The sequence below is a fragment of the Myroides odoratimimus genome (assembly GCF_001485415.1).
GTDB lineage: Bacteria > Bacteroidota > Bacteroidia > Flavobacteriales > Flavobacteriaceae > Flavobacterium > Flavobacterium odoratimimum.
Genome location: NZ_BCMQ01000007.1, coordinates 147,918 through 169,654 on the forward strand (window position 1 = coordinate 147,918; position 21,737 = coordinate 169,654).

The window sequence follows — 21,737 nt, forward strand, 5'->3', positions numbered from 1 at the left end:
ATATCGATGCTATATTAGATAGTGTCAATAATTTGGTTTAAAGTAGCACTTGGACGCATAGCTTTAGCTGTGTCAGCTACATTTGATTGGTAATAACCACCGATGTTTTGAGCTTTACCTTGAGAAGCGATTAACTCTTCGTTGATTTTAGCTTCAGCTTCAGTCATTGCTTTTGCGATAGGAGCAAATTTAGCTTGTAACTCAGCATCTTTAGATTGGTTAGCTAATGCTTCTGCCCAATACATTGCTAAGTAGAAGTGAGAACCACGATTATCGATAGATCCAACTCTACGAGCAGGTGATTTATCATTGTCTAAGAACTTAGCAGTAGCTTCGTCTAATGTCTCAGCTAATACCATCGCTTTAGGGTTGTTTTGAGTTTGGCTTAAGTGTTCGAATGAAGCACCTAGAGCTAAGAACTCTCCTAAAGAATCCCAACGTAAATATCCTTCTTCAATGAATTGTTCGATATGTTTAGGTGCAGAACCTCCTGCTCCAGTTTCGAATAATCCACCACCATTCATTAATGGAACGATAGATAACATCTTAGCTGAAGTACCTACTTCTAAGATTGGGAATAAATCTGTTAAGTAATCACGTAATACATTTCCTGTTACAGAGATTGTATCTAGACCTTGACGGATTCTTTCTACAGATACTTTAGTAGCTTCTACTGGGTTTAAGATTCTGATATCTAATCCAGTAGTATCGTGATCTTTTAAGTATGTATTTACTTTAGCGATGATTTCTCTATCATGAGCTCTATTCTCATCTAACCAGAAGATAGCAGGAGTATCAGATAAACGAGAACGGTTAACAGCTAGTTTAACCCAGTCTTGGATAGGAGCGTCTTTAGTTTGACACATTCTGAATATATCTCCAGCTTCTACATTTTGTTCGAAGAAGATATTTCCTTTATCATCAGATACGCGGATTACTCCATTTGTATCAGCTTGGAATGTTTTGTCATGAGAACCATATTCTTCCGCTTTTTGAGCCATAAGACCTACGTTAGGAACAGATCCCATAGTAGTAGGGTTATAAGCACCATTAGCTTTACAGTCTTCGATTACAGTTTGGTATACACCAGCGTAACAACGGTCTGGAATGATAGCTAAAGTATCTTGTGATTTTCCTTCAGCATTCCACATTTGTCCTGAAGTACGGATCATAGCTGGCATAGAAGCATCTACGATAACGTCAGAAGGAACGTGTAAGTTAGTGATACCTTTATCAGAGTTCACCATTGCGATAGCAGGACCATTAGCAATAGCAGCATCAATAGCAGCTTTTACTTCAGCTTCTTGAGCATGTCCAGCTAATTTAGCGTATAAATCACCTAATCCATTATTTGGGATAATACCTAATTCTGCAAATAAAGTAGCATATTTAGCATATACTTCTTTGAAGTAAACTTCTACTACAGCACCGAAGATGATAGGGTCAGAAACCTTCATCATTGTCGCTTTTAAGTGAGTAGAGAATAAGATACCTTTTGCCTTAGCTTCTTCTTTACATTCAGAAACGAACGCTTTTAATTTATTTACGTTTAGTACAGATGAGTCAATGATTTCACCTTTTAATAAAGGAGCGTAATCTTTTAATAATTTAATAGCACCATCAGTACCTACAAATTCGATTTTATATTTACAGTTATCAGCTATAGTTACTGATTTTTCACTACCATAAAAATCACCTTCAGACATAGAAGCTACTCTTGTTTTAGAATCAGCTGACCATGCTCCCATTGAGTGTGGGTGTTTTTTAGCATAGTTTTTAACTGCTTTAGGAGCTCTACGATCTGAATTTCCTTCACGTAACACAGGGTTTACAGCAGAACCTAAGATTTTAGCATATCTAGCTTTAATCTCTTTTTCTTCTTCAGTCTTAGCATCTGCAGTATAGTTAGGCACAGCATAACCATGAACTTGCAATTCTTTAATAGCAGCATTTAACTGAGGAATAGAAGCAGAGATGTTTGGAAGTTTAATGATATTAGCTTCTGGAGTCTTCGCTAATTCTCCTAATTCTGCTAATGCATCACCGATTCTTTGCTCTTCTTTTAAGAACTCAGAGAAAGTTGCAAGAATACGTCCTGCTAAAGATATATCTCTTGTTTCAACATCTATACTTGCTGTTTTAGCAAATGCTTGTACAATAGGTAAGAACGAATACGTAGCTAACATTGGAGCCTCGTCTGTAAACGTGTAAAGGATTTTAGATTTTTGTGTCATTTTTTATTTACTTTAAATGAAAACAATATTATCGTTAAATATATTTTGTTTAAAACTTGAAATTTATATAGCAAATATACTAAATATGTATGTTATTGTTTAGGCTTAATACTCTTTTTAGAGTTGAATTACGAATTTGATAATTCAGACTTTTTATATTTCTGTTTTAGTACATTTTGATATAATATTTTATCATATTAATGAAAAAGGTCACCCTATAAAAGAGTGACCTTTGTTCTTATTTTAGATTTATTAGTTTTTTCCACCAAGGGCGTTTGTCTACTTCTAGATCTTGGCCATATCCATAACCATATCCGTATCCATAACCATATCCTTTGTTTGTCTCAGTATCATTTAAGATAATTGACATATTCGGAAGTTTACCTTCTTTGTGTAAGTCATTAGGTAATTTAAGCATACGTTTGTCTAGGTAGTTTGCTCTCGCTACGTAGATGAACGTATCAGCATATTTCGCGATTAACAAGGTATCTGTAACTAAACTAACTGGGGCTGTATCTACGATGATATAGTCATATTGTTTTTTAAGAGTCTCAAACATATCTCCTATTCTATCTCCCATTAATAGTTCTGCTGGGTTAGGTGGAATAGTACCTGCTGGTAAAGCATACATATTTTCATAACCATCTATTTTTACAACATACTGGTTGATATCGTCCTCTTTTCTTAATAAGTAGTCAGATACGCCTTTAGTAGGAAGCATGATATAATCATCTAATCTAGGGTTACGAATATCTAATCCGATAAGAAGAGTTCGTTTACCTGATAATGCAATTGTAGCTGCAATATTTACAGATGTAAATGTTTTACCTTCTTTAGGGAATGTAGAAGTTAAGAATATCATCTTAGCATTACCTTCCTGTACATCACTTAGCATAAACTCAAGGTTCGTTCTAACGATACGAAGAGCTTCAGCAGTACTCGTTCTACTCGCAATATTAACGATTTTGGAATTATCGTTAGAGTGTGGTATATCACCTAAGAATGGAACTTGAGTATTTTCTTCAATGTCTAATCTAGTCTTAACCTTAGTATCTAATAAGCTACGTAAGTAGATTAAAGCAAATGGTATTAATCCTCCCATGATAAGAGCGGCTAATAAGATAATTGCTTTTTTAGGAGCTACTGGTTTATCACTACTCTTAGCTACATCGATTATTTTAGCATTTTGTTCTGTTGCTGCTAAAGCGATTGCAGTTTCCTCTCTTTTTTGGAATAAGTATAAATAGATAGCCTCTTTTACCTTTTGCTGTCTATCGATGATTCTGAACTCTCTTTCTTGTTTTGGTACAAGAGATAGTTTAGATTTTAATTCAGATTCTTTAGACGCTAACTCTCTACGTGTAATTTTTAGATTGCTCTCGGCTCTTAGAAGGCTTTCTAATACAGAAGCTTTCATAGAGTTGATTTGATCGTCTAATTTAACGATAGCCGGGTTAAGCTTAGTTGTACTAGTACTTAACTTATTTCTTTCTAATACTAATTTATTATATTGATCAATTAAGCTGTTAGAGCTAACATCTGTCGATACTATATTACCAGGAAGTAATTCGTTTGGTTTGCTGCTTTTTAAGAACTCTATTAGAGAAGAGATAACTTTTAATTCGGTTTCATTACTAATGATTTGTTTTTCATAAACATTAGCATTCTCTAAGTGAATTTTTAATTCTGTAGGAATATCAGTAATGCTATTTCTAGCTTTATATCCCTCTACGTTCTTTTCTACATCACCTAGTTCATCAGTAATCAGGACTAGACGAGAGTCGATGAACTCTGAAGTTTTCTCTGAGATAAAACGTTTATCAGCTATAGCACCATCATTGTACAAAGTAATCAATGTGTTTAAATAATCTTTTGCTTTCGCTGGCGTAGCGTTTAACAATGATAATTCAAGCACAGTAGAGAACTTATCAGTAGGAGCTATTTTTACCTCTTTTACGTAATAATCAACGACTTTTTGGATAGGTTTTACTTGTACTAGTATTTCATTTACAGTTTCTTCACCACCTTCTTTTTTAAGAGCATCTAGTGTTCCTGTTTTTTTAGGAACATTCTTAGTTACGATAAGTTTACCTAATATAGTAGAAATAGGTTCATCATATTTAAAAGTACCTAATTCTTCTTCCTCATCATTTAATAACAAGAAAGACGATTCAGTTCTATCTTTAACAATAAATGAATACTCGATATCATCAAAGTCAAAAACACGCTCTACAAAGTTGATAGAAACAGGACTATTACCATATAAATCCTTTTTTACAAATCTATCGTTATTGATTAAAGCTATATTTAATTGTAATCTTCTAACTGTTCTTTCTGCAAGACTTCTTGATTGTAGTACTTGTGTCTCGTTTTCTACATTACTTTTACCACCAGAGAACATCCCTAAGTCAGCGAATGCTGCCATTTCAGACGCTATTCCACCACCTCTTTTTTCATCTTTTACAATGATAGAAGTATTGATAGAATATATCTTCTGGCTATAACGTAAATAAACGAAAGCTAAAGCTACAGTAATAAAAACACTTAATACAAACCATCTCCAGTGAACTAAATATTTCTCTAGTTCTTCTCGTATGTTTATATTAGAGTTTTCTTGATTGTCAAATTTGTTTTCCATTTTTCTATTTTGTAGCAAGTGCTATTACAGTTACTAAAAGTGATAATGCAGATAATCCTAAACTTAAGTTAGGTCCTACTACAGAAGAGTTTACTCTTGTTTTGTTAGGCTCTACATATACAATATCGTTTTGATTTAAATAATAGTATGGAGATACCATAAAGTCCGCTTTAGTCATGTCTACACGGATAGGAACTCTTCTTCCATCTATTTCTCTTATCAGTAATATATTGTCTCTTTTTCCATATACTGTTAGGTCACCAGATAATGCTATTGCTTCAGCTAATGTAAGTCTCTCACTATTGATAGTGTGTACACCTGGCTTATTTACCTCCCCTTGTACTGTCACTTTGTAGTTCATGATTCTCATGTTGACAATAGGGTTATTGATATATTGGCTTATTTGTTTTGACAGTATTTCTACAGCTTCTTTTTTGCTTTTACCACCTACTTTAATAGTTCCTAATACAGGGAATTCTATATTCCCATCACTATCTACTAAGTATAAGTGTTGAGTCATAGTACCACTACCAGCAGGATTGTTAGGGTTTGTAGTCATTGTATTAGCTAAGTTAAACGGAGCAGCTGCTTCAGGATCTTCAGCAGATACAATGATCATTAGCAAATCATCTGCTCTTAAACGAGTCTCAAATTTATTATCATTAGACTCTTTTAGTAATACATCCTCAACGTTTTGGTAGTATACAACACTCTCTCTAGATGCACACGAACCTAGCAATAGCATAGTGCAGAAGAAAAGTGATAGTTTTAGCGCAATTATATTTTTCATTGTTATTTTTTTGCAAATATATAGTTTCTAAATAGTCAAAAAAAAGAGTTTTACTATTTAAAGTGTCAAATATAGTTTTTTCTGAGTAGAGACAAAATGTTACTTTCATAAAAAGTATAGTGTTTTTAGGATAATTCACGTTTTTTCTAATTATAAAAAACACAATAATCTCAGAAATTAAAAGAACTATAAATAATAACTGTTAAATATGTAAAAGTGGCTTTTGATTCTTATTTAGAACGTTAGTTTCTTTTTACGTAGCTCGAAGTTCTGACCTAAGTAGACTTTTCGTACCATTTCGTCTTCTGCTAGCTCTTCTGGAACACCTGCTTTTAAGATACCTCCTTCGAACATAAGATACGTTTTGTCTGTAATAGCAAGAGTCTCTTGAACGTTGTGATCTGTAATAAGGATACCAATGTTTTTGTTTTTTAAGTTCGCAACGATTTTTTGGATATCTTCTACTGCCACAGGGTCAACTCCCGCGAAGGGTTCATCTAGAAGAATAAACTTAGGATCAGTAGCTAATGCTCTAGCGATTTCTGTACGTCTTCTTTCTCCTCCAGATAGTACATCTCCTCGGTTAGTACGTACATGGTTTAAGTTGAACTCTTCTATTAGAGATTCCATTTTCGCCTCTTGTTCTTTTTTAGAGAGTTTCGTTAGTTGTAGTACACTTAGGATGTTGTCCTCTATACTTAGTTTTCTAAAGATAGAAGCCTCTTGTGCTAAGTACCCGATACCATGTTGTGCACGTTTATACATCGGGAAGTCTGTTATATCCGTATTATCTAAATATATATTTCCACTGTTAGGTTTTACTAATCCTACGATCATATAGAATGATGTAGTTTTACCAGCACCATTTGGCCCTAGTAGTCCTACGATCTCTCCTTGATTAACCTCTACTGATATACCTTTAACAACTTTGCGTTTTTTGTACATCTTAATTAAATTATCAGCTCTTAATTTCATGATTTTAAAATATGAGATTAGTCAATTTGTTTTGTTTTACTTGCTTCTATCTTCTTATTCTTTTTGTGTACGAAGAGAGAGATATAAATACTCACTTCGTATAGAATAAGTAATGGAATAGATACTATAATCTGGCTTACTACATCTGGTGGAGTTATTACAGCTGCGATGATTAATATTAATACGATAGCGTACTTTCTATAGTCTCTTAAGAACTGTGGTGTAACTAAGTCTAACACAGATAGGAAGTAAATAATAATCGGTAATTCGAATACTAAACCACATGCTATAGATGTCGTTTTTACAAGACCTATATAAGAGTTGATATCTATCTGGTTTTTAACGATATCACTTACCTGTAAATTCGCAAGGAAATTAATAGATAGTGGAGTGATAACGTAGTATCCAAATACTACTCCCATAAAGAATAATAAAGAAGATACAACGATAAATAGTTTAGCGTATTTCTTTTCTTTTGTATAAAGTGCTGGGCTGATGAATTTCCATATTTCCCAAAGAATGAAAGGAACTGCAATAATAAAACCTGCAGAAATACAAGTCCAAATTAATACAGAGAATTGTCCATCCATCGTTCTATTCTGAATCTCGAAGGGTAAGTCTTGTAAACAAAAACTTCTATCGAAATCAAAACGTTGTGCTATTTTACAAAAGAATTGATAGGTAACGAAATCACTTCTTTTTGGTGCGAAGATGATTTTGTCAAAAATAAAATCACTAAAAATAAAAGCGACTGCCCCTCCTCCTAGTATAAATGCTGAAGATCTAACTAATAACCATCTTAGTTCTTCTAAGTGGTCTAGGAAAGACATTTCCTTTTTTGATTTATCTGAGTTTGCCATATTTATACGATCCCTTCTTTTAATATATCATGTAGGTGGATTACGCCTACGTATTTGTTGTTTTGTGTCACTAGTAATTGCGTGATAGAGTTGTCCTCTAATATAGACAGTGCCTTAGATACGTGCTCAGAACTCTCTATTGATTTAGGGTTGATAGACATAATGTCTTTTGCCTTATAATCGTTTAGATTACTACTTTTTTGTAGCATACGGCGCAAGTCTCCATCTGTTATGATTCCTATGATTTGCTCATTATCTACTACTGCAGTTACTCCTAAGCGTTTCTCTGATATCTCTACGATTACTTCTTGGATAGAAGAGTCTGGAGATACCGCAGGTTTGTTTTCGCTTTTTAGTATGTTTTGCACCAAAAGTAACAATTTTTTACCTAATGCTCCACCTGGATGGTACATTGCGAAGTCTTCTGCAGTGAAGTTTCTCAATTCTATAAGACAAGCTGCTAAGGCATCTCCTAAAACTAGCTGAGCAGTGGTACTGTTCATAGGCGCTAGATTATTCTGTTCTGCCTCATGGTCTATTTTAGATAATAGGATATAGTCAGCACTTTTTGCTAAAAACGAGTTCTCATTAGCTGTGATAGCAATAAGCGTATTGTTGTGTCTTTTAAGGATAGGTGCTAATACTTTTATTTCTGGGCTATTACCACTATTAGAGATACAGATGATACAGTCTCCTGGTTGGATTAGACCTAGATCTCCATGCATTGCCTCTGCAGCATGCATATGGATAGATGGCGTTCCAGTAGAATTGAATGTTGCTACTATTTTTGCTCCAATTAGTGAACTTTTGCCTATTCCTGTCACAATTATTCGCCCCTTGCAGTTGAAAATCGCTTTAACAGTTTTTTCAAAATCGTCCGTTAGATAATCGATTAGTTTTTTAATGCTTTCACTCTCAGAAAGTAAAGTATTCTTGGCGGTGTTTAATATGTTAATTGATGTATTCAAAATGAGCGAATGTTAAATATTATGATTGAACTAAAGAAATTTTGTACCTTTAGGTACTGCAAATTTATGTAAAATACCATACAAAAATAATGAAATCAACTGAAATTGACTTGCACAAAGAGTTAAAGAGATTTTTTGGATTTTCTCAATTCAAAGGTCTTCAGGAAGATGTGGTCAAAAGTATTATTTCTGGACACAATACTTTTGTGATTATGCCGACTGGAGGAGGGAAGTCTCTTTGTTATCAATTACCTGCATTGGTGTTAGAGGGAACTGCTATTGTTGTTTCACCGTTAATTGCTTTGATGAAGAATCAAGTAGATGCTATTAGAAGTTTATCTTCAGAGCATGGTGTGGCTCATGTGCTTAATTCATCTCTTACGAAGACTGAGATAGCTCAGGTAAAGGAAGACATTAAAAGTGGGATTACAAAGTTGCTATACGTAGCACCTGAATCTTTAACTAAGGAAGAGTATGTTAGCTTTTTACAAGGGGAAAAATTATCTTTTGTAGCTATTGACGAGGCCCATTGTATTTCTGAATGGGGACATGACTTTAGACCAGAGTATAGAAATCTGCGCAACATTATTAGAAGTCTTGGTGATATACCTATTATAGGACTGACTGCAACAGCCACTCCTAAAGTACAAGAGGATATCTTAAAAAACTTAGAAATTCCAAACGCGAATACCTTCAAAGCATCGTTTAATAGACCTAACTTATTCTATGAGATACGTCCTAAAACGAAAAATGTAGAGACGGATATTATTCGCTTTATTAAACAACACCAAGGAAAGTCAGGAGTGATCTACTGTCTAAGTAGAAAGAAAGTAGAAGAAATCGCAAATGTACTTCAGGTAAATGGGATCAGTGCTGTGCCTTATCACGCAGGACTAGATGCCAAGACCCGTGCTAAACATCAAGATATGTTCTTAATGGAGGATGTAGATGTAGTAGTAGCTACTATCGCATTCGGTATGGGGATAGATAAGCCAGATGTACGCTATGTAATACACCATGATATTCCTAAATCATTAGAAAGTTATTATCAAGAGACGGGTAGAGCTGGACGTGATGGAGGTGAAGGACACTGTCTAGCCTATTACTCATATAAAGATATAGAGAAGCTTGAGAAGTTTATGGCTGGTAAGCCTGTCGCTGAGCAAGAGATAGGGTATGCATTATTACAAGAAGTAGTAGCGTATGCTGAAACATCGATGTCTAGAAGAAAATTTATCCTGCATTATTTCGGAGAAGAATTTGACGAAGTCAATGGCGAAGGGGCTGATATGGATGATAATATCCGTAATCCTAAGACTAAAGTAGAAGCTAAAGATAGTGTAGTTCAATTATTGAAAGTAATTAGAGACACGAAACAATCTTATAAGACGAAAGAAATAGTATTCACTCTACTTGGGAAAATCAATGCATTGTTAAAAGTAAATAAGACAGATACATTAGACTTTTTCGGTTGTGGTAAGGATCACGATGAGAAGTACTGGATAGCTCTTATTAGACAAGTATTAGTAGCAGACTTATTGCGCAAAGATATTGAAGCTTATGGAGTGTTAAAACTGACAGAAGCTGGGCTACAGTTTATAGATAATCCTAAGTCATTTATGATGACTGAAGATCACGAATATTCTGATGCTGAAAATGATTTGGATGTGATCGCTAGTAAAGCTAGTCTAGTGATAGACGAGGCTCTGATCGGTATCCTAAAAGATCTGCGTAAGAAAGTAGCGAAGAAATATGGTGTACCTCCATTCGTAGTATTCCAAGACCCTTCATTAGAGGAGATGGGGCTTAAGTATCCAGTTACTCTAGAGGAGATGTCTAATATTATAGGAGTAAGTGAAGGTAAGGCTAAGAAATATGGTAAGGAGTTCGTAGATGTGATTAGTAAGTATGTAGAAGATAATGATATCATCAGACCTGATGATTTAGTTGTTAAATCTACAGGTGCTAATTCCGCATTAAAACTTTATATTATTCAGAATGTAGATAGAAAGTTATCTTTATCGGATATAGCGAGTGCTAAAGGATTAGATATGGATGGTCTGCTAAAAGAGATGGAGCAGATCGTATATTCTGGTACGAAGTTGAATATATCATATTGGATAGATGATGTCTTAGACGAAGATCAGCAAGAAGAAATCTATGATTACTTTATGGAATCAGAGACAGATAATATTAAGGCTGCGATGACTGAGTTTGACGGAGATTATGATACTGAAGAGTTGCGATTAATGCGTATTCAGTTTATTAGTAAAGAAGCGAACTAGTTCATAGTAGAAATAGAACAATTAAAATCTTCAGTAGGTGACTACTGAGGGTTTTTTTATATACTCTTTTTAAAAATATGGAAAAAATATTTAAATCGTGTTTTAGACGATCTTCGTTAGTCAAGATTAGTATCGTTACTATGGTGCTTTTAATGATAAATATTTTATTTGTAATCTTAATATTAAAAGCAAAGAAAGGCGATATCGGGGTGAGTAATATCGAGAGTGCTATAGCAAGTGGAGTAGTGACGGCTTCTATATTAGTCTACTATGTAGTTAAAATATATCCTTATCTCAACAAAATAACGATTGATGGAGAAAAGATATATTATAAGAAAGTATTGGGACAGGAGAGAGTTATAGATATAGCTGCAGAAGATGTGCAGATACATATAGATACATTATATATGCGGTGGACTAACCAAGATGGCTATATAGAAGTGAATAGTGGAAAGAAAAAAATCAAGATTATAGAAAGTTATTATAAAAACTATGTAGTGCTAAAAGAAACTTTGGTCGCTTTAGCTTAACAAAAGATATATAGATAAAAGGTGTTCTTATAGAGCACCTTTTTTTGTGGATATTAGACACTTTGTTTAGGTAGGTATTTAGTAATCATACAGTTTAGATAGAAGGAGAATAGGTGATGAGTAAATGGAGGATTGTTCGACAAAGTCACCTCTAGCTCCACCAATCTCGAGTAATTGTCCATGAATTGTCGAGCGAATTGCTTATAACACCTGTATTATAAGGGGATATGCTATAGAGGGTGTTTGTGTTTATAAAGGATATTTTTTGTTTAACTTGTTGTTTGTTAGTGTTTTGTGTTGTTTTAAGGGCTAAAAAAAAGTACATCTTTTTTTTTTATAAGACAGATCTTTGCTCTTATTGAGGAGATAGAATAGAAAAAAAGACCTTTCAGAACATGAAAAAGTACTTATAAAAGTGAAATATAGATTCGAATATTAAAAAAAATAGTGTCCTTTTTCTTAATAGTTAAAAGATGTACTGAGTTGTAAAAAAGAAAGAGGTAACCTATGTAATAAGTTACCTCTTGATATATGTATTCACAGATGCGGTCTATTCGTATAGCTCTCCTCGATGTGGTTTTAGGATATCTCTTAGTTGTCTCATTTGCTCATCATTGACTACCATATACGCGATAGTATGCTCTGGTGCTAGTACTGTATAGTCTATGATAAAGATAGGTAGTTGTTCTATAGCGACATACTCTTTAAGATGTATTACGTGATGTTCGGCTGTTTTTTCTCCAGCAGGCCCTTTAAAATCCCAAATAAGTTTGATTTGTCTTTCCATTTTCTAATTGTCATTTGTACAAAAGTAGTCAAAAAATAAGTAGAAATAGTTGAAGAATCAGTAGAAGTAGCTAGAAGGAAAAGCACTGCATATGAATAGTATTGAAAGGTAAAACGAGGGAGTAGATAACAAAAGAGGCAGTGTAGTCGTTTATAAATGAATATTATAGTATAAAGACAGGTTTATAACGATGCTATCTGATAAAGAGATTAGTTTAACCGTATCTTTTTTGTATTTTTGAGGTTGATATAAATTATTAGGTATGAAAGAAGAGTTAGTGGTATTAGTAAATGAACAAGATGAACAAGTAGGAGTAATGGAAAAGATAGAAGCTCATGAAAAAGCTTTGTTACATCGTGCATTTTCTGTTTTTATTTTGAATAAAAATAATGAAGTAATGTTACAACAACGTGCTTTAGAAAAGTATCACTCGCCTTTATTGTGGACTAATACTTGTTGTAGTCATCAACGTGTAGGCGAAACAAATATAGAGGCTGGTAGACGTAGATTAATGGAAGAAATGGGGTTCGAAGTGCCCCTAAAAGATGTTTTTAGTTTTATCTATAAAGCCCCATTTGACAATGGTCTGACAGAGCATGAGTTTGATCATGTGATGATTGGATATTACGATGATGAACCAAATATCAACCTAGAAGAAGTAGAGGCATGGAAATGGATGTCTATAGAAGGGATAAAGGAAGATATGGAGGCTAATCCTAATATATATACAGCTTGGTTTAAAATCATTTTTTCTAAGTTTTATCATTTTATAGAAGCTCAAAAAAAATAATAGTATGAGGTTAACTGTTAGTAGAAAAGCTCACTTTAATGCAGCACATCGCTTGCATAGAAAAGAATGGTCAGAAGAGAAGAACCAACTTGTTTTTGGTAAATGTAATAATCCTAACTACCATGGACACAATTATGAATTAATTGTTCAGGTAACAGGAGAGCTAGATCCAGAGACAGGATTTGTGATGGATTTAAAAGAACTATCAGATTTAATAAAATCGGAGATAGAAGAGAACTTTGATCATAAAAACTTGAATTTAGATGTACCAGAGTTTTTAGAGTTGATCCCTACGGCAGAAAATATCGCAGTAGTGATATGGCAAAAATTAAGACCTTTTATTAATAATGATAAAGAGTTAGAAGTGATATTGTATGAAACTGCTAGAAACTTTGTTTCTTTTAAAGGAGATTATTAATTATAGGGTATGCTAATGGGAAAAGTTGTAACTTGCACCCTCGTTTTTTATAGCGATTGGGAAAGATAGATAAGCAATAGCTTATTTTTAATAGAAGTGATTAATATATGGGTTTTAAACAATATCCGATACTATTTCAACCGATTCTGAAAGACAGAATTTGGGGAGGAACGAAGTTAAAATCAATACTTGGTAAAGATATTGATTCAAATGAGGTAGGAGAGAGCTGGGAGATTTCTGGTGTATCTTCTGATGTAAGCGTTGTCGCAAATGGGGTATATGAAGGATTAAGTTTAAATGATTTAATTCAGAAGTTTCCTGAAGAAATCTTAGGTGATTATATTATAAACCGTTTTGATAAGAAGTTTCCTCTTTTGTTTAAGTTTCTAGACGCAAAAGAAGATTTATCTATACAGTTACATCCGAATGATGATTTAGCTCAGAAGCGCCATGGGTCTTTTGGAAAGACTGAGATGTGGTATGTGATGCAAACGGATGAAAATGCAAGAATAGTAGTAGACTTTAAAGATGGAGTGACTCAAGAGGACTATCTACATCATTTAGAGGCTAAGACATTGCCTTCTATATTAAAAGAGATACCTGTAAAGAAAGGAGATGTATTCTTCATCGAGACAGGTACTATCCATGCTATTGGGGCTGGTGTATTATTAGCTGAGATTCAGCAGACTTCAGATATTACTTATAGAGTATATGACTGGGATAGACTAGATGCTTCGGGTAATTCTAGAGAACTCCATATCGATATGGCACTAGATGCTATCAACTATGATAAGAAAGAAGTAGAGTTGACTTATACTAAAGATGCGAATGTATCTAACGAAATAGTAGCGTGTCCATTCTTCTCAGTGAATTATATACCTCTAAAAGGAAGTTATCACAAAGAGAAGGATGCTTCTAGATTCTATCTATATGTGTGTACAGAAGGAGAAGGAGAGATCACATTAGGTGACGAAGTGTATTCTATACGATGTGGACAAACTGTGCTAATACCAGCAGCAGTAACACAAATAAGTTTAAGTGGTGAGGCTACAATCTTAGAGATATTTGTTTCTTAAAAGAGTAGTATACCCCATTTTTATATTGTAGATTTGCGTAAAATTAATACTAAATAAAGGAAATTATGGCAAGCGTAAGAAACCTAAAAAAAGATATTCACTATGTATTAGGTGATATCATCCAAGCAATTTATATTCAAGAAATGACAACTGGAGGACCAACTGCAGAGACTAACGCATTACTTGAAGAAGCGTTTGTTTCTTTCGATGAATTAATCGGAGCAGTGAATGCAAAAAACGTTGAGAATAAAAAAGCACATTTTAAAGGAGTTTATAAAAAACTAGAAGATGTTGCAGGTCAATTAGTTGAAAAAATCAACGCAATGTAATCGAAAAAAAGATTTAAAAAAGATACATTTTGTGTTGCAAGATTGAAAAACCATGCTATCTTTGCACTCGCAAAATGAGTCGCCGGTGTAGCTCAGCTGGCTAGAGCAGCTGATTTGTAATCAGCAGGTCGTGGGTTCGAGTCCCTCCATCGGCTCAGATGTTTTTTGAAAAATTGATATTGTAATACTTTGAGTCGCCGGTGTAGCTCAGCTGGCTAGAGCAGCTGATTTGTAATCAGCAGGTCGTGGGTTCGAGTCCCTCCATCGGCTCAAAAGTTTTAAAAGAGATTAGTATTACAATAATATTGAGTCGCCGGTGTAGCTCAGCTGGCTAGAGCAGCTGATTTGTAATCAGCAGGTCGTGGGTTCGAGTCCCTCCATCGGCTCAATAATTTTTTGAAGATTAAATATTGCAATACATTGAGTCGCCGGTGTAGCTCAGCTGGCTAGAGCAGCTGATTTGTAATCAGCAGGTCGTGGGTTCGAGTCCCTCCATCGGCTCAAATGTTTTAATATTGTATTGCAGGCATTCATTTTGCCGGTGTAGCTCAGCTGGCTAGAGCAGCTGATTTGTAATCAGCAGGTCGTGGGTTCGAGTCCCTCCATCGGCTCAAAAGTCTCCCCTTAAAGGGAGACTTTTTTGTTTTCAAATACTTTGTGTACTAAATGCTCTTCTAACTGCTTTTTATTTTTTACTTTTAGATAACCTAAATCTAACTTATATAGAAAGGTTATTATTAAAAATACGCTGAAGTATGTTTTTGAGAGTTCAAGCAGATTGGTTTATCTATTTGGAGATAGTATATTTTATTATAGCTATTGCTGTGGCTGTACGCATTATCTATGATACAGACTCTATCTCGAAGACATTAGCTTATCTGTTGTTAGTTTTCTTTGTGCCTATCTTTGGTATTTTATTTTATTTTTCTTTTGGGATCAATTATCGACGAAGAAAGATGTATTCTAAGAAGCTTAAGGTAAATGATGAGTATAGCACTAAATTAACAAAACGTCTAAATGACATTCACCTAGATCAGAGACAACAAGGAAACCCTATTGTACAAAGGAATCGTTCTTTCATTAAGATGTTGTCTAGTGCGACTATGGGAGAAGGTCCATTATTAGTGGATAATAAAGCCGAAATATTAGAGAATGGAGAAGAGTTCTTTCCAAGACTAATAGAAGACTTAAAAGCAGCTAAAAGTACGATTCATATCGAGTATTATATTTATGAGAATAATGATATCGGTAAGGAGATAGAAAGTATCCTGATCAATAAAGTAAAGGAGGGGGTTAAGGTACGTTTTATCTATGATGACTTTGGGTGTAAAAGCATTCGAAAGAATATTGTCCGCAATCTTCGTGCGAATGGAGTCGAAGCCTATCCCTTTAATAAGATTATTCTATTAGCTTTTGCTAACCGTATGAATTATCGAAATCACCGCAAAATAGTGGTGATAGATGGAACGATAGCTTATACAGGGGGGATAAATATCTCTGATCGCTACGATAACCGTAAGAAAGATTCTAATCAGTATTTTTGGAGGGATACGCATATTAGAATAAAAGGTTCGGGAGCTTATGGGTTACAATATATCTTTTTGGCAGATTGGAATTTCTGTAGTAAGCAAGACTTAGCCTTTGATGAGAAGTATTTTCCTATTCATGATAATGATGAGATAGGAGTGCCGTTACAGGTTATTTCGTCTGGACCTGACTCAGATGTACCTTCTATTCTATATAGTGTCTTAAAAGCGATACAAACTGCTGAAAAAGAGATCTGCATCACTACGCCATATTATATACCTGACGAATCATTACAACTAGCTATCAAAATGGCTGCATTAAGTGGTAAGCGCGTTAGAATGATACTGCCTGGAATTACAGATTCTAATATCGTGAAATGGGCTTCGGAGTCCTATTTTCAAGAGTTATTAGAGTTTGGTGTAGAGATTTATTTATATAAGAAAGGATTTATCCACGCGAAGACCTTTGTTACAGATGCAGGAGTGAGTTCTATAGGTACATGTAATTTAGATCATCGTAGCTTTGACTTGAATTTCGAGGTGAATGTTGTGGTTTATGATGAAGCGTTTGCACGTAAAATGAAAAAAATGTTTGATAGAGATTGTAGAGATTCTATTAAACTAGAGTTACACAGGTGGAATAAGAGATCTTGGAAACAACGTCTTAAAAACAGTTTTATTCGTTTGTTCTCTCCTTTATTATAGCATGTGTAGACATCAAATAAAGTGAGTAATGAAGGATAAGTAAACTTTAAATAAGGATACTATGAATTTACATTTGACATTTGATAAATATATAACACATCAACATCCCTTTGAGAATGATTATGAAGGGAAAGTAATCACCACATTAATAGAATCAAGAGGAAATAAGAAAGAGCATAAGCAGACTATTCTGTATATACACGGATTTTGTGATTACTTCTTTCAGATACACTTGATGGATTATTTTAATGAGCATGGAGTAAACTTCTATGCAATAGATTTGCGTAAGTATGGTCGTTCGTTATTGCCTCATCAGCATCCGAATTATTGTAAGTCGATGCGAGAGTACTTTCCTGATATTGATTATGGAATAGAGTATATTCTAAAGGAAAATAGAGATACCCAACTATTTTTATTAGGGCATAGTACTGGGGGACTATTAGCAACGTATTATGCTATGTTTGGGTTGTTAAAAGAAAGGTTATCAGGACTAATATTAAATTCTCCTTTCTTTGATTTTAATGTACCTTTCTATGTAAAGCCTTTTATGGGGAGTGTTGCTAGGAGTAAAGTGAGTAAGGATATCTTTGCTAATGCAGAGCAGATGCCTGAGTTATATGGTAAGACATTGCATAAAGATCATGAAGGAGAATGGGAGTACAAGAAAGAGTGGAAACCAATAAATCCTTTTGCTGTATACTATAGTTGGATATTAGCAGTGCAACATACACAGGAGTTAATTCAGGAGGTAGTATTGCATGAAGACTTTCCTATTCTACTAATGTATAGCGATAAGTCTGGAAGTACTTCAAAATGGACTGCTATTTCTATGACATCAGATATCGTCTTGAATGTAAAAGATATTGAGAAGATAGGTAGTAAGATAGGACATCGTGTAGAGAAAGCTGTAATAGAGGATGGAATGCATGACTTATTTCTCTCGAAAAAAGAAGTTAGAAATAAAGCAATGTTTAGTGTATTACAGTTCTTAGAGAAGCACAGATAGATATTAAAAGTAAAAAGCTGTTACCATTTAAGGTAACAGCTTTTTTAGCAATAATTGAAAAAAGTTGTTGTTGATTGGTTGGTAGGGGAGCTTTTTAGAATAATCCTCCAGCACCTCCACTTTCTTTTGTATTCGAATCTCTGTTCTTTCTTTGTAATGCACGTCCTTTTCCTCCTCCGAACATATAGTTTACTCCGATGTAAACTGATCTACTTTCCCATGTAAATTGTCCATTAGAAGCATAAGGGTACTGAGAACTGTATTTGAACTTCATAGTATTGAAGATATCATTGAATCTTGCACTGATACTTAATTTGTTTTCAAGTAAAGAGTATCTAGCTCCAGCATCTATTTTATACATCTCTTTAGAGTCCATTGTGATACCATCTACGGGACCTCTATAGAATCCGAATAAGTTAAATCTTAAGTTTTTAGTCGCTTTGAAGTTACTGTTTAAACGAGCATTGAATGCACTAGCAGTAATATCGCGTTCGATAAAATCCATTTGATTTGTCGTACTGTTTAACTGAGATACAAAACCAGTCTGTTTAATACTAGAGAAATCAATACCAGGTTGCATATCCCACCATGGAGTTAATTTGATATTAGCAGAAAGTTCAAATCCATAAGCATCATTAGACTTATAGTTATCAAAAGTCATTAATAAAGCATTTGGGTTATCATTGTCTGGGTCATCGTAGATAACGTGGTTGATTTCTTTATTGATCTTTCTATAGTACACTCCAGCAGTCACACTACTTTTGTTATTAAACATTCTTGTGTAATTTAATTCTACAGAGTTCGTAAACTGTGGTTTTAATTCAGGATTACCTACCATTGTCATTAATGGAGTAGAGAATTGTCTAACAGGGTTAGTCTGAGAAATACTAGGTCTATCTACACGTCTACTATAACTTAAGTTGAACATATCATTATCTGTCATAGAATACCCTAAGTATACAGACGGATATAAGGTAACGTAATCATCTTTAAAAGTAGTTGTTCCTCCTAATTTAGATTCTACTTTATAGCTTTCTAATCTTGTTCCTACTTGGTAGTTAAACTTACCATAAGTTTGACCAAAAGTTACATAAGCAGAGAAGATATCTTGGTTGTATTCATTGTTAATCTTTTTATTCTTCTCAGGAATCAAAGGATTATTAGAATCAAAGTTGTTATCCGCTCTAGAGATTCTAGCTTCAGCTCCTACTTCTAGTTTAGTATGATCGTTTAAAGGATTCACATAATCAATGTTGATTGTTGTTAAATCACTTTTATCATTGTTTCTATCTTGATAAACTTGGTTAGGATTTTTACCTATAATCGTATTGTAATCTCCGTCATTCGTAGATTTGTTACGACTAAAGTTTCCTTCGATATCTAAAGTATGACCTTTTTTCTCAAATAGATGTTTATAAGCTAAGTTATACGCACTATATCTATTATCTCCATCATAAACAGTTTTTTGGAAGATATCTTCGAATAAGTTCTTAGGATATGTAGTCGCGTTATCCATATCTGTTGTTCTATCATTTGTACTTTGGTTAGTATAGAATGACAATGTATTGTTATCGTTGATATAATAATCCATACCTACTTTATAGAAGTAGTTCTTGTTCTTATTATTCATACGAATCTCTGTAGGAGACATAATATCCGTACGTAGCATATCTCCGTCATTTTTATATTTTCCATACGAGTAGCTACCATTAGCGAAGAAGTTTAACTTACCTTGTCTATAGTTAGCATTGATAGAGTTAGTATTCTTAACAGTATGAGCAAATGTAACTCCTGTGTCTACAGAACCATTAAAGCCGTCCATTGTATTTTTGTGTAACACGATATTGATAATACCTGACATTCCTTCAGGATTATACTTAGCACTTGGGTTAGTGATTAACTCAATGCTCTTAATAGAAGTAGAAGGAATTTGTTTTAATACCTGTTCAGAAGACATATTAGTAGGACGCCCATCGATAAGGATACGTACATTCTCATTTCCTCTTAGAGATATCTTACCATCTTTATCTACATTTACAGAAGGAATATTATTCATAATCTCACCAGCAGTAGCACCAGCAGTAGTTAAGTCTTTACCTACATTGATTACTTTTCTATCTATCTTTTGTTCTATTGTAGATGATTCAGCGATAATATTAACTCCTTCTAAAGTTGTCGCCTCAGGAGATAAGTTAATCGTACCGAAGTTATAAGTAGCCTCAGTTAACTCAAATTCTTTAGTATATGTTTGGTAACCGATAAACTGTACTTCTAAAGTATATTTTTTTTGAGGAACAGTTAATTCGAATTTTCCATTGTCATCAGACATAGCACCTGTTACAATAGTCTCTCCATCTTTAATAGAGACAGTTGCATAAGGAACGGATTGATTAATTGATTTGTCAAAAATCGCTCCTGTGATTTTTCCTTTTTGTTGCGCATAAATAGAGCAAACCATGGTAAGGAAAAGGATAACACTTAATTTGAATTTCATAATAGTTCTTTCGTTAAGTTTATTTCTAATAATTGATTAAGGTTTATATAATAGTCATACTTTTGAGTAAATTGTTACAACAAAAAATGTTTGATTTTATATAAAATTTTTATTTTTATTTGTAATTTATTGATATTCAGTTTTTTATTTTGCTATTTAAAATTATTATAAATGAGATATACAGTGTTTTGTGGTTCTAGTTCAGGTACTAAGGATATTTATTATGAACAAGCTTTTACATTAGGAGAACAATTAGCTAAACATCATATCGGGCTTGTATACGGAGGCGCTAAAGTGGGATTAATGGGAGCAGTAGCTGATGGTGTTCTTAAAGGAAATGGTGAAGTTATCGGTGTATTACCTAGTTTTTTGGCAGATGTAGAGTTAGGCCATAAGGGATTAACAGAGTTAATTATGGTTGAAACTATGCATGAACGCAAAGCTAAAATGGACGAATTATCTGATGGTGTAATCACAATGCCTGGTGGATATGGTACCTTAGAAGAATTCTTTGAAATGCTAACATGGGCTCAATTAGGATTACACAAAAAGCCTGTAGCCTTATTAAACATAGATGGATTCTATAATCCTCTATTAGAAATGATAGATACGATGGTAGTTATGGGGTTCTTAAAAGAGATTAATAAAGATATGATTGTGGTAGCTGATGAGGTAGAAGAGCTTTTAGAAAAGATGAAAGCTTATGAAGCGCCTAAAGAAGGTAAATGGATTCAAAAATAAATAATATGAATAAAGCCTCATTAATAGATAATTTTGAACGCAAAGGCGTTACATTAACACAACAAGAGAAGGAATTAATACTTTCTTCTTTTCAGACTGTTTATGTAAAGAAGAAAGACTATCTATTAACAGCAGGTGCTGTATGTGACTTCGAAGCCTTTGTAGTACAAGGATGTTTTAAAGAATACTGTTTGGACGAAAAAGGAGAAGAACACATCATACATTTTTCTATAGAAGATTGGTGGTTAGCAGATTTAGAAAGTTATAATTATGAACGACCATCTAAGATATTTATACAAGCATTAGAAGATAGTGAAGTATTACTCATAAAGAAAGAACGCAAAGAAGCGCTCTATGATGAAATACCTGTCTTAGAAAAGATCTATAGAAGAATGACTCAACAAGAGTGTATCGCTCTTCAGCGACGTATTGTAAATAAGTTGTCAATGGATGCTACTGCAGAGTATGAAGACTTTTGTAAGCGTTATCCGTCCTTGGTACAGCGTCTAACTAATATTCAGATAGCTTCTTATCTAGGTATTTCCCAAGAGTTTTTGAGTAAAATACGCAGTAAGAAAAAATAAT

Annotated in this window: 18 protein-coding genes and 5 tRNA genes; 15 read left to right on the plus strand and 8 right to left on the minus strand. The window is 33.9% G+C overall.

Annotated features, from left to right (window positions below; all coding sequences use genetic code 11):
- Window positions 1–14: 14 nt before the first annotated feature.
- From MODO_RS09225 to MODO_RS09250, 6 genes are all read right to left on the minus strand, one after another.
- Complete coding sequence (locus tag MODO_RS09225; RefSeq protein ID WP_006260215.1) at window positions 15–2,234, minus strand: NADP-dependent isocitrate dehydrogenase; 2,220 nt, start codon at window positions 2,232–2,234, stop codon at window positions 15–17.
- A 238-nt stretch (window positions 2,235–2,472) separates the two neighbouring features.
- On the minus strand, window positions 2,473–4,872 hold the full coding sequence (locus tag MODO_RS09230; RefSeq protein ID WP_006260214.1) for a GumC family protein: 2,400 nt from the start codon (window positions 4,870–4,872) through the stop codon (window positions 2,473–2,475).
- A gap of 4 nt (window positions 4,873–4,876) precedes the next feature.
- Window positions 4,877–5,662 (minus strand): polysaccharide biosynthesis/export family protein, encoded by a 786-nt coding sequence (locus tag MODO_RS09235; protein WP_006260213.1) that lies wholly within the window; start codon window positions 5,660–5,662, stop codon window positions 4,877–4,879.
- Between the two features lie 234 nt (window positions 5,663–5,896).
- Window positions 5,897–6,637, minus strand: coding sequence for an LPS export ABC transporter ATP-binding protein (gene lptB, locus MODO_RS09240; RefSeq protein ID WP_006260212.1), 741 nt, complete (start codon window positions 6,635–6,637; stop codon window positions 5,897–5,899).
- 17 nt (window positions 6,638–6,654) lie between these two features.
- Window positions 6,655–7,467: a twin-arginine translocase subunit TatC gene (gene tatC / locus MODO_RS09245; protein WP_006260211.1), complete on the minus strand. Its 813-nt coding sequence runs from the start codon at window positions 7,465–7,467 to the stop codon at window positions 6,655–6,657.
- A 32-nt stretch (window positions 7,468–7,499) separates the two neighbouring features.
- Window positions 7,500–8,465, minus strand: a complete 966-nt coding sequence (locus tag MODO_RS09250; protein ID WP_006260210.1) for a KpsF/GutQ family sugar-phosphate isomerase — start codon at window positions 8,463–8,465, stop codon at window positions 7,500–7,502.
- An 89-nt stretch (window positions 8,466–8,554) separates the two neighbouring features.
- Between MODO_RS09250 and MODO_RS09255 the strand changes: the two genes are divergently transcribed.
- A complete protein-coding gene (locus MODO_RS09255; RefSeq protein ID WP_006260209.1) occupies window positions 8,555–10,750 on the plus strand; it encodes an ATP-dependent DNA helicase RecQ in 2,196 nt (731 codons plus the stop codon).
- A 77-nt stretch (window positions 10,751–10,827) separates the two neighbouring features.
- Window positions 10,828–11,280, plus strand: coding sequence for a hypothetical protein (locus MODO_RS09260; RefSeq protein WP_006260208.1), 453 nt, complete (start codon window positions 10,828–10,830; stop codon window positions 11,278–11,280).
- Between the two features lie 550 nt (window positions 11,281–11,830).
- Here MODO_RS09260 and MODO_RS09265 read toward each other — a convergent pair.
- The gene (locus tag MODO_RS09265; RefSeq protein ID WP_006260207.1) at window positions 11,831–12,067 is read right to left on the minus strand and encodes a hypothetical protein; all 237 of its coding nucleotides are present in this window, start codon (window positions 12,065–12,067) and stop codon (window positions 11,831–11,833) included.
- A 262-nt stretch (window positions 12,068–12,329) separates the two neighbouring features.
- Between MODO_RS09265 and idi the strand changes: the two genes are divergently transcribed.
- The 11 genes from idi to MODO_RS09320 all read left to right on the plus strand — a co-directional run bounded on the left by idi (window position 12,330) and on the right by MODO_RS09320 (window position 17,917).
- The gene (idi, locus tag MODO_RS09270; RefSeq protein WP_006260206.1) at window positions 12,330–12,857 is read left to right on the plus strand and encodes an isopentenyl-diphosphate Delta-isomerase; all 528 of its coding nucleotides are present in this window, start codon (window positions 12,330–12,332) and stop codon (window positions 12,855–12,857) included.
- Window positions 12,858–12,861: 4 nt separating this feature from the next.
- Window positions 12,862–13,275 (plus strand): 6-pyruvoyl trahydropterin synthase family protein, encoded by a 414-nt coding sequence (locus MODO_RS09275; RefSeq protein ID WP_006260205.1) that lies wholly within the window; start codon window positions 12,862–12,864, stop codon window positions 13,273–13,275.
- 107 nt (window positions 13,276–13,382) lie between these two features.
- Window positions 13,383–14,351 (plus strand): type I phosphomannose isomerase catalytic subunit, encoded by a 969-nt coding sequence (locus MODO_RS09280; protein WP_006260204.1) that lies wholly within the window; start codon window positions 13,383–13,385, stop codon window positions 14,349–14,351.
- Window positions 14,352–14,416: 65 nt separating this feature from the next.
- A complete protein-coding gene (locus tag MODO_RS09285; protein ID WP_006260203.1) occupies window positions 14,417–14,680 on the plus strand; it encodes a hypothetical protein in 264 nt (87 codons plus the stop codon).
- Between the two features lie 81 nt (window positions 14,681–14,761).
- Window positions 14,762–14,835: transfer RNA gene (locus tag MODO_RS09290), tRNA-Thr, on the plus strand.
- A 41-nt stretch (window positions 14,836–14,876) separates the two neighbouring features.
- Window positions 14,877–14,950, plus strand: a tRNA-Thr gene (locus MODO_RS09295).
- A gap of 42 nt (window positions 14,951–14,992) precedes the next feature.
- Window positions 14,993–15,066, plus strand: a tRNA-Thr gene (locus tag MODO_RS09300).
- A 41-nt stretch (window positions 15,067–15,107) separates the two neighbouring features.
- Window positions 15,108–15,181: transfer RNA gene (locus tag MODO_RS09305), tRNA-Thr, on the plus strand.
- A gap of 36 nt (window positions 15,182–15,217) precedes the next feature.
- Window positions 15,218–15,291, plus strand: a tRNA-Thr gene (locus MODO_RS09310).
- A 144-nt stretch (window positions 15,292–15,435) separates the two neighbouring features.
- Window positions 15,436–16,911: a cardiolipin synthase gene (gene cls / locus MODO_RS09315; protein WP_006260202.1), complete on the plus strand. Its 1,476-nt coding sequence runs from the start codon at window positions 15,436–15,438 to the stop codon at window positions 16,909–16,911.
- A gap of 61 nt (window positions 16,912–16,972) precedes the next feature.
- Window positions 16,973–17,917, plus strand: a complete 945-nt coding sequence (locus tag MODO_RS09320) for an alpha/beta hydrolase (protein ID WP_006260201.1) — start codon at window positions 16,973–16,975, stop codon at window positions 17,915–17,917.
- Window positions 17,918–18,011: 94 nt separating this feature from the next.
- Here the strand turns inward: MODO_RS09320 and MODO_RS09325 are convergent, their stop codons facing one another.
- A complete protein-coding gene (locus tag MODO_RS09325; protein ID WP_006260200.1) occupies window positions 18,012–20,411 on the minus strand; it encodes a TonB-dependent receptor in 2,400 nt (799 codons plus the stop codon).
- Window positions 20,412–20,582: 171 nt separating this feature from the next.
- On the opposite strand from MODO_RS09325, the gene MODO_RS09330 reads away from it, so the two are divergent.
- Together MODO_RS09330 and MODO_RS09335 are read left to right on the plus strand one after the other, a co-directional pair.
- The gene (locus tag MODO_RS09330; RefSeq protein ID WP_006260199.1) at window positions 20,583–21,152 is read left to right on the plus strand and encodes an LOG family protein; all 570 of its coding nucleotides are present in this window, start codon (window positions 20,583–20,585) and stop codon (window positions 21,150–21,152) included.
- Between the two features lie 5 nt (window positions 21,153–21,157).
- Entirely contained in the window at window positions 21,158–21,736 is a 579-nt protein-coding gene (locus tag MODO_RS09335; RefSeq protein WP_006260198.1) for a Crp/Fnr family transcriptional regulator, read from the plus strand.
- The last annotated feature ends 1 nt before the right edge of the window (window position 21,737 follow it).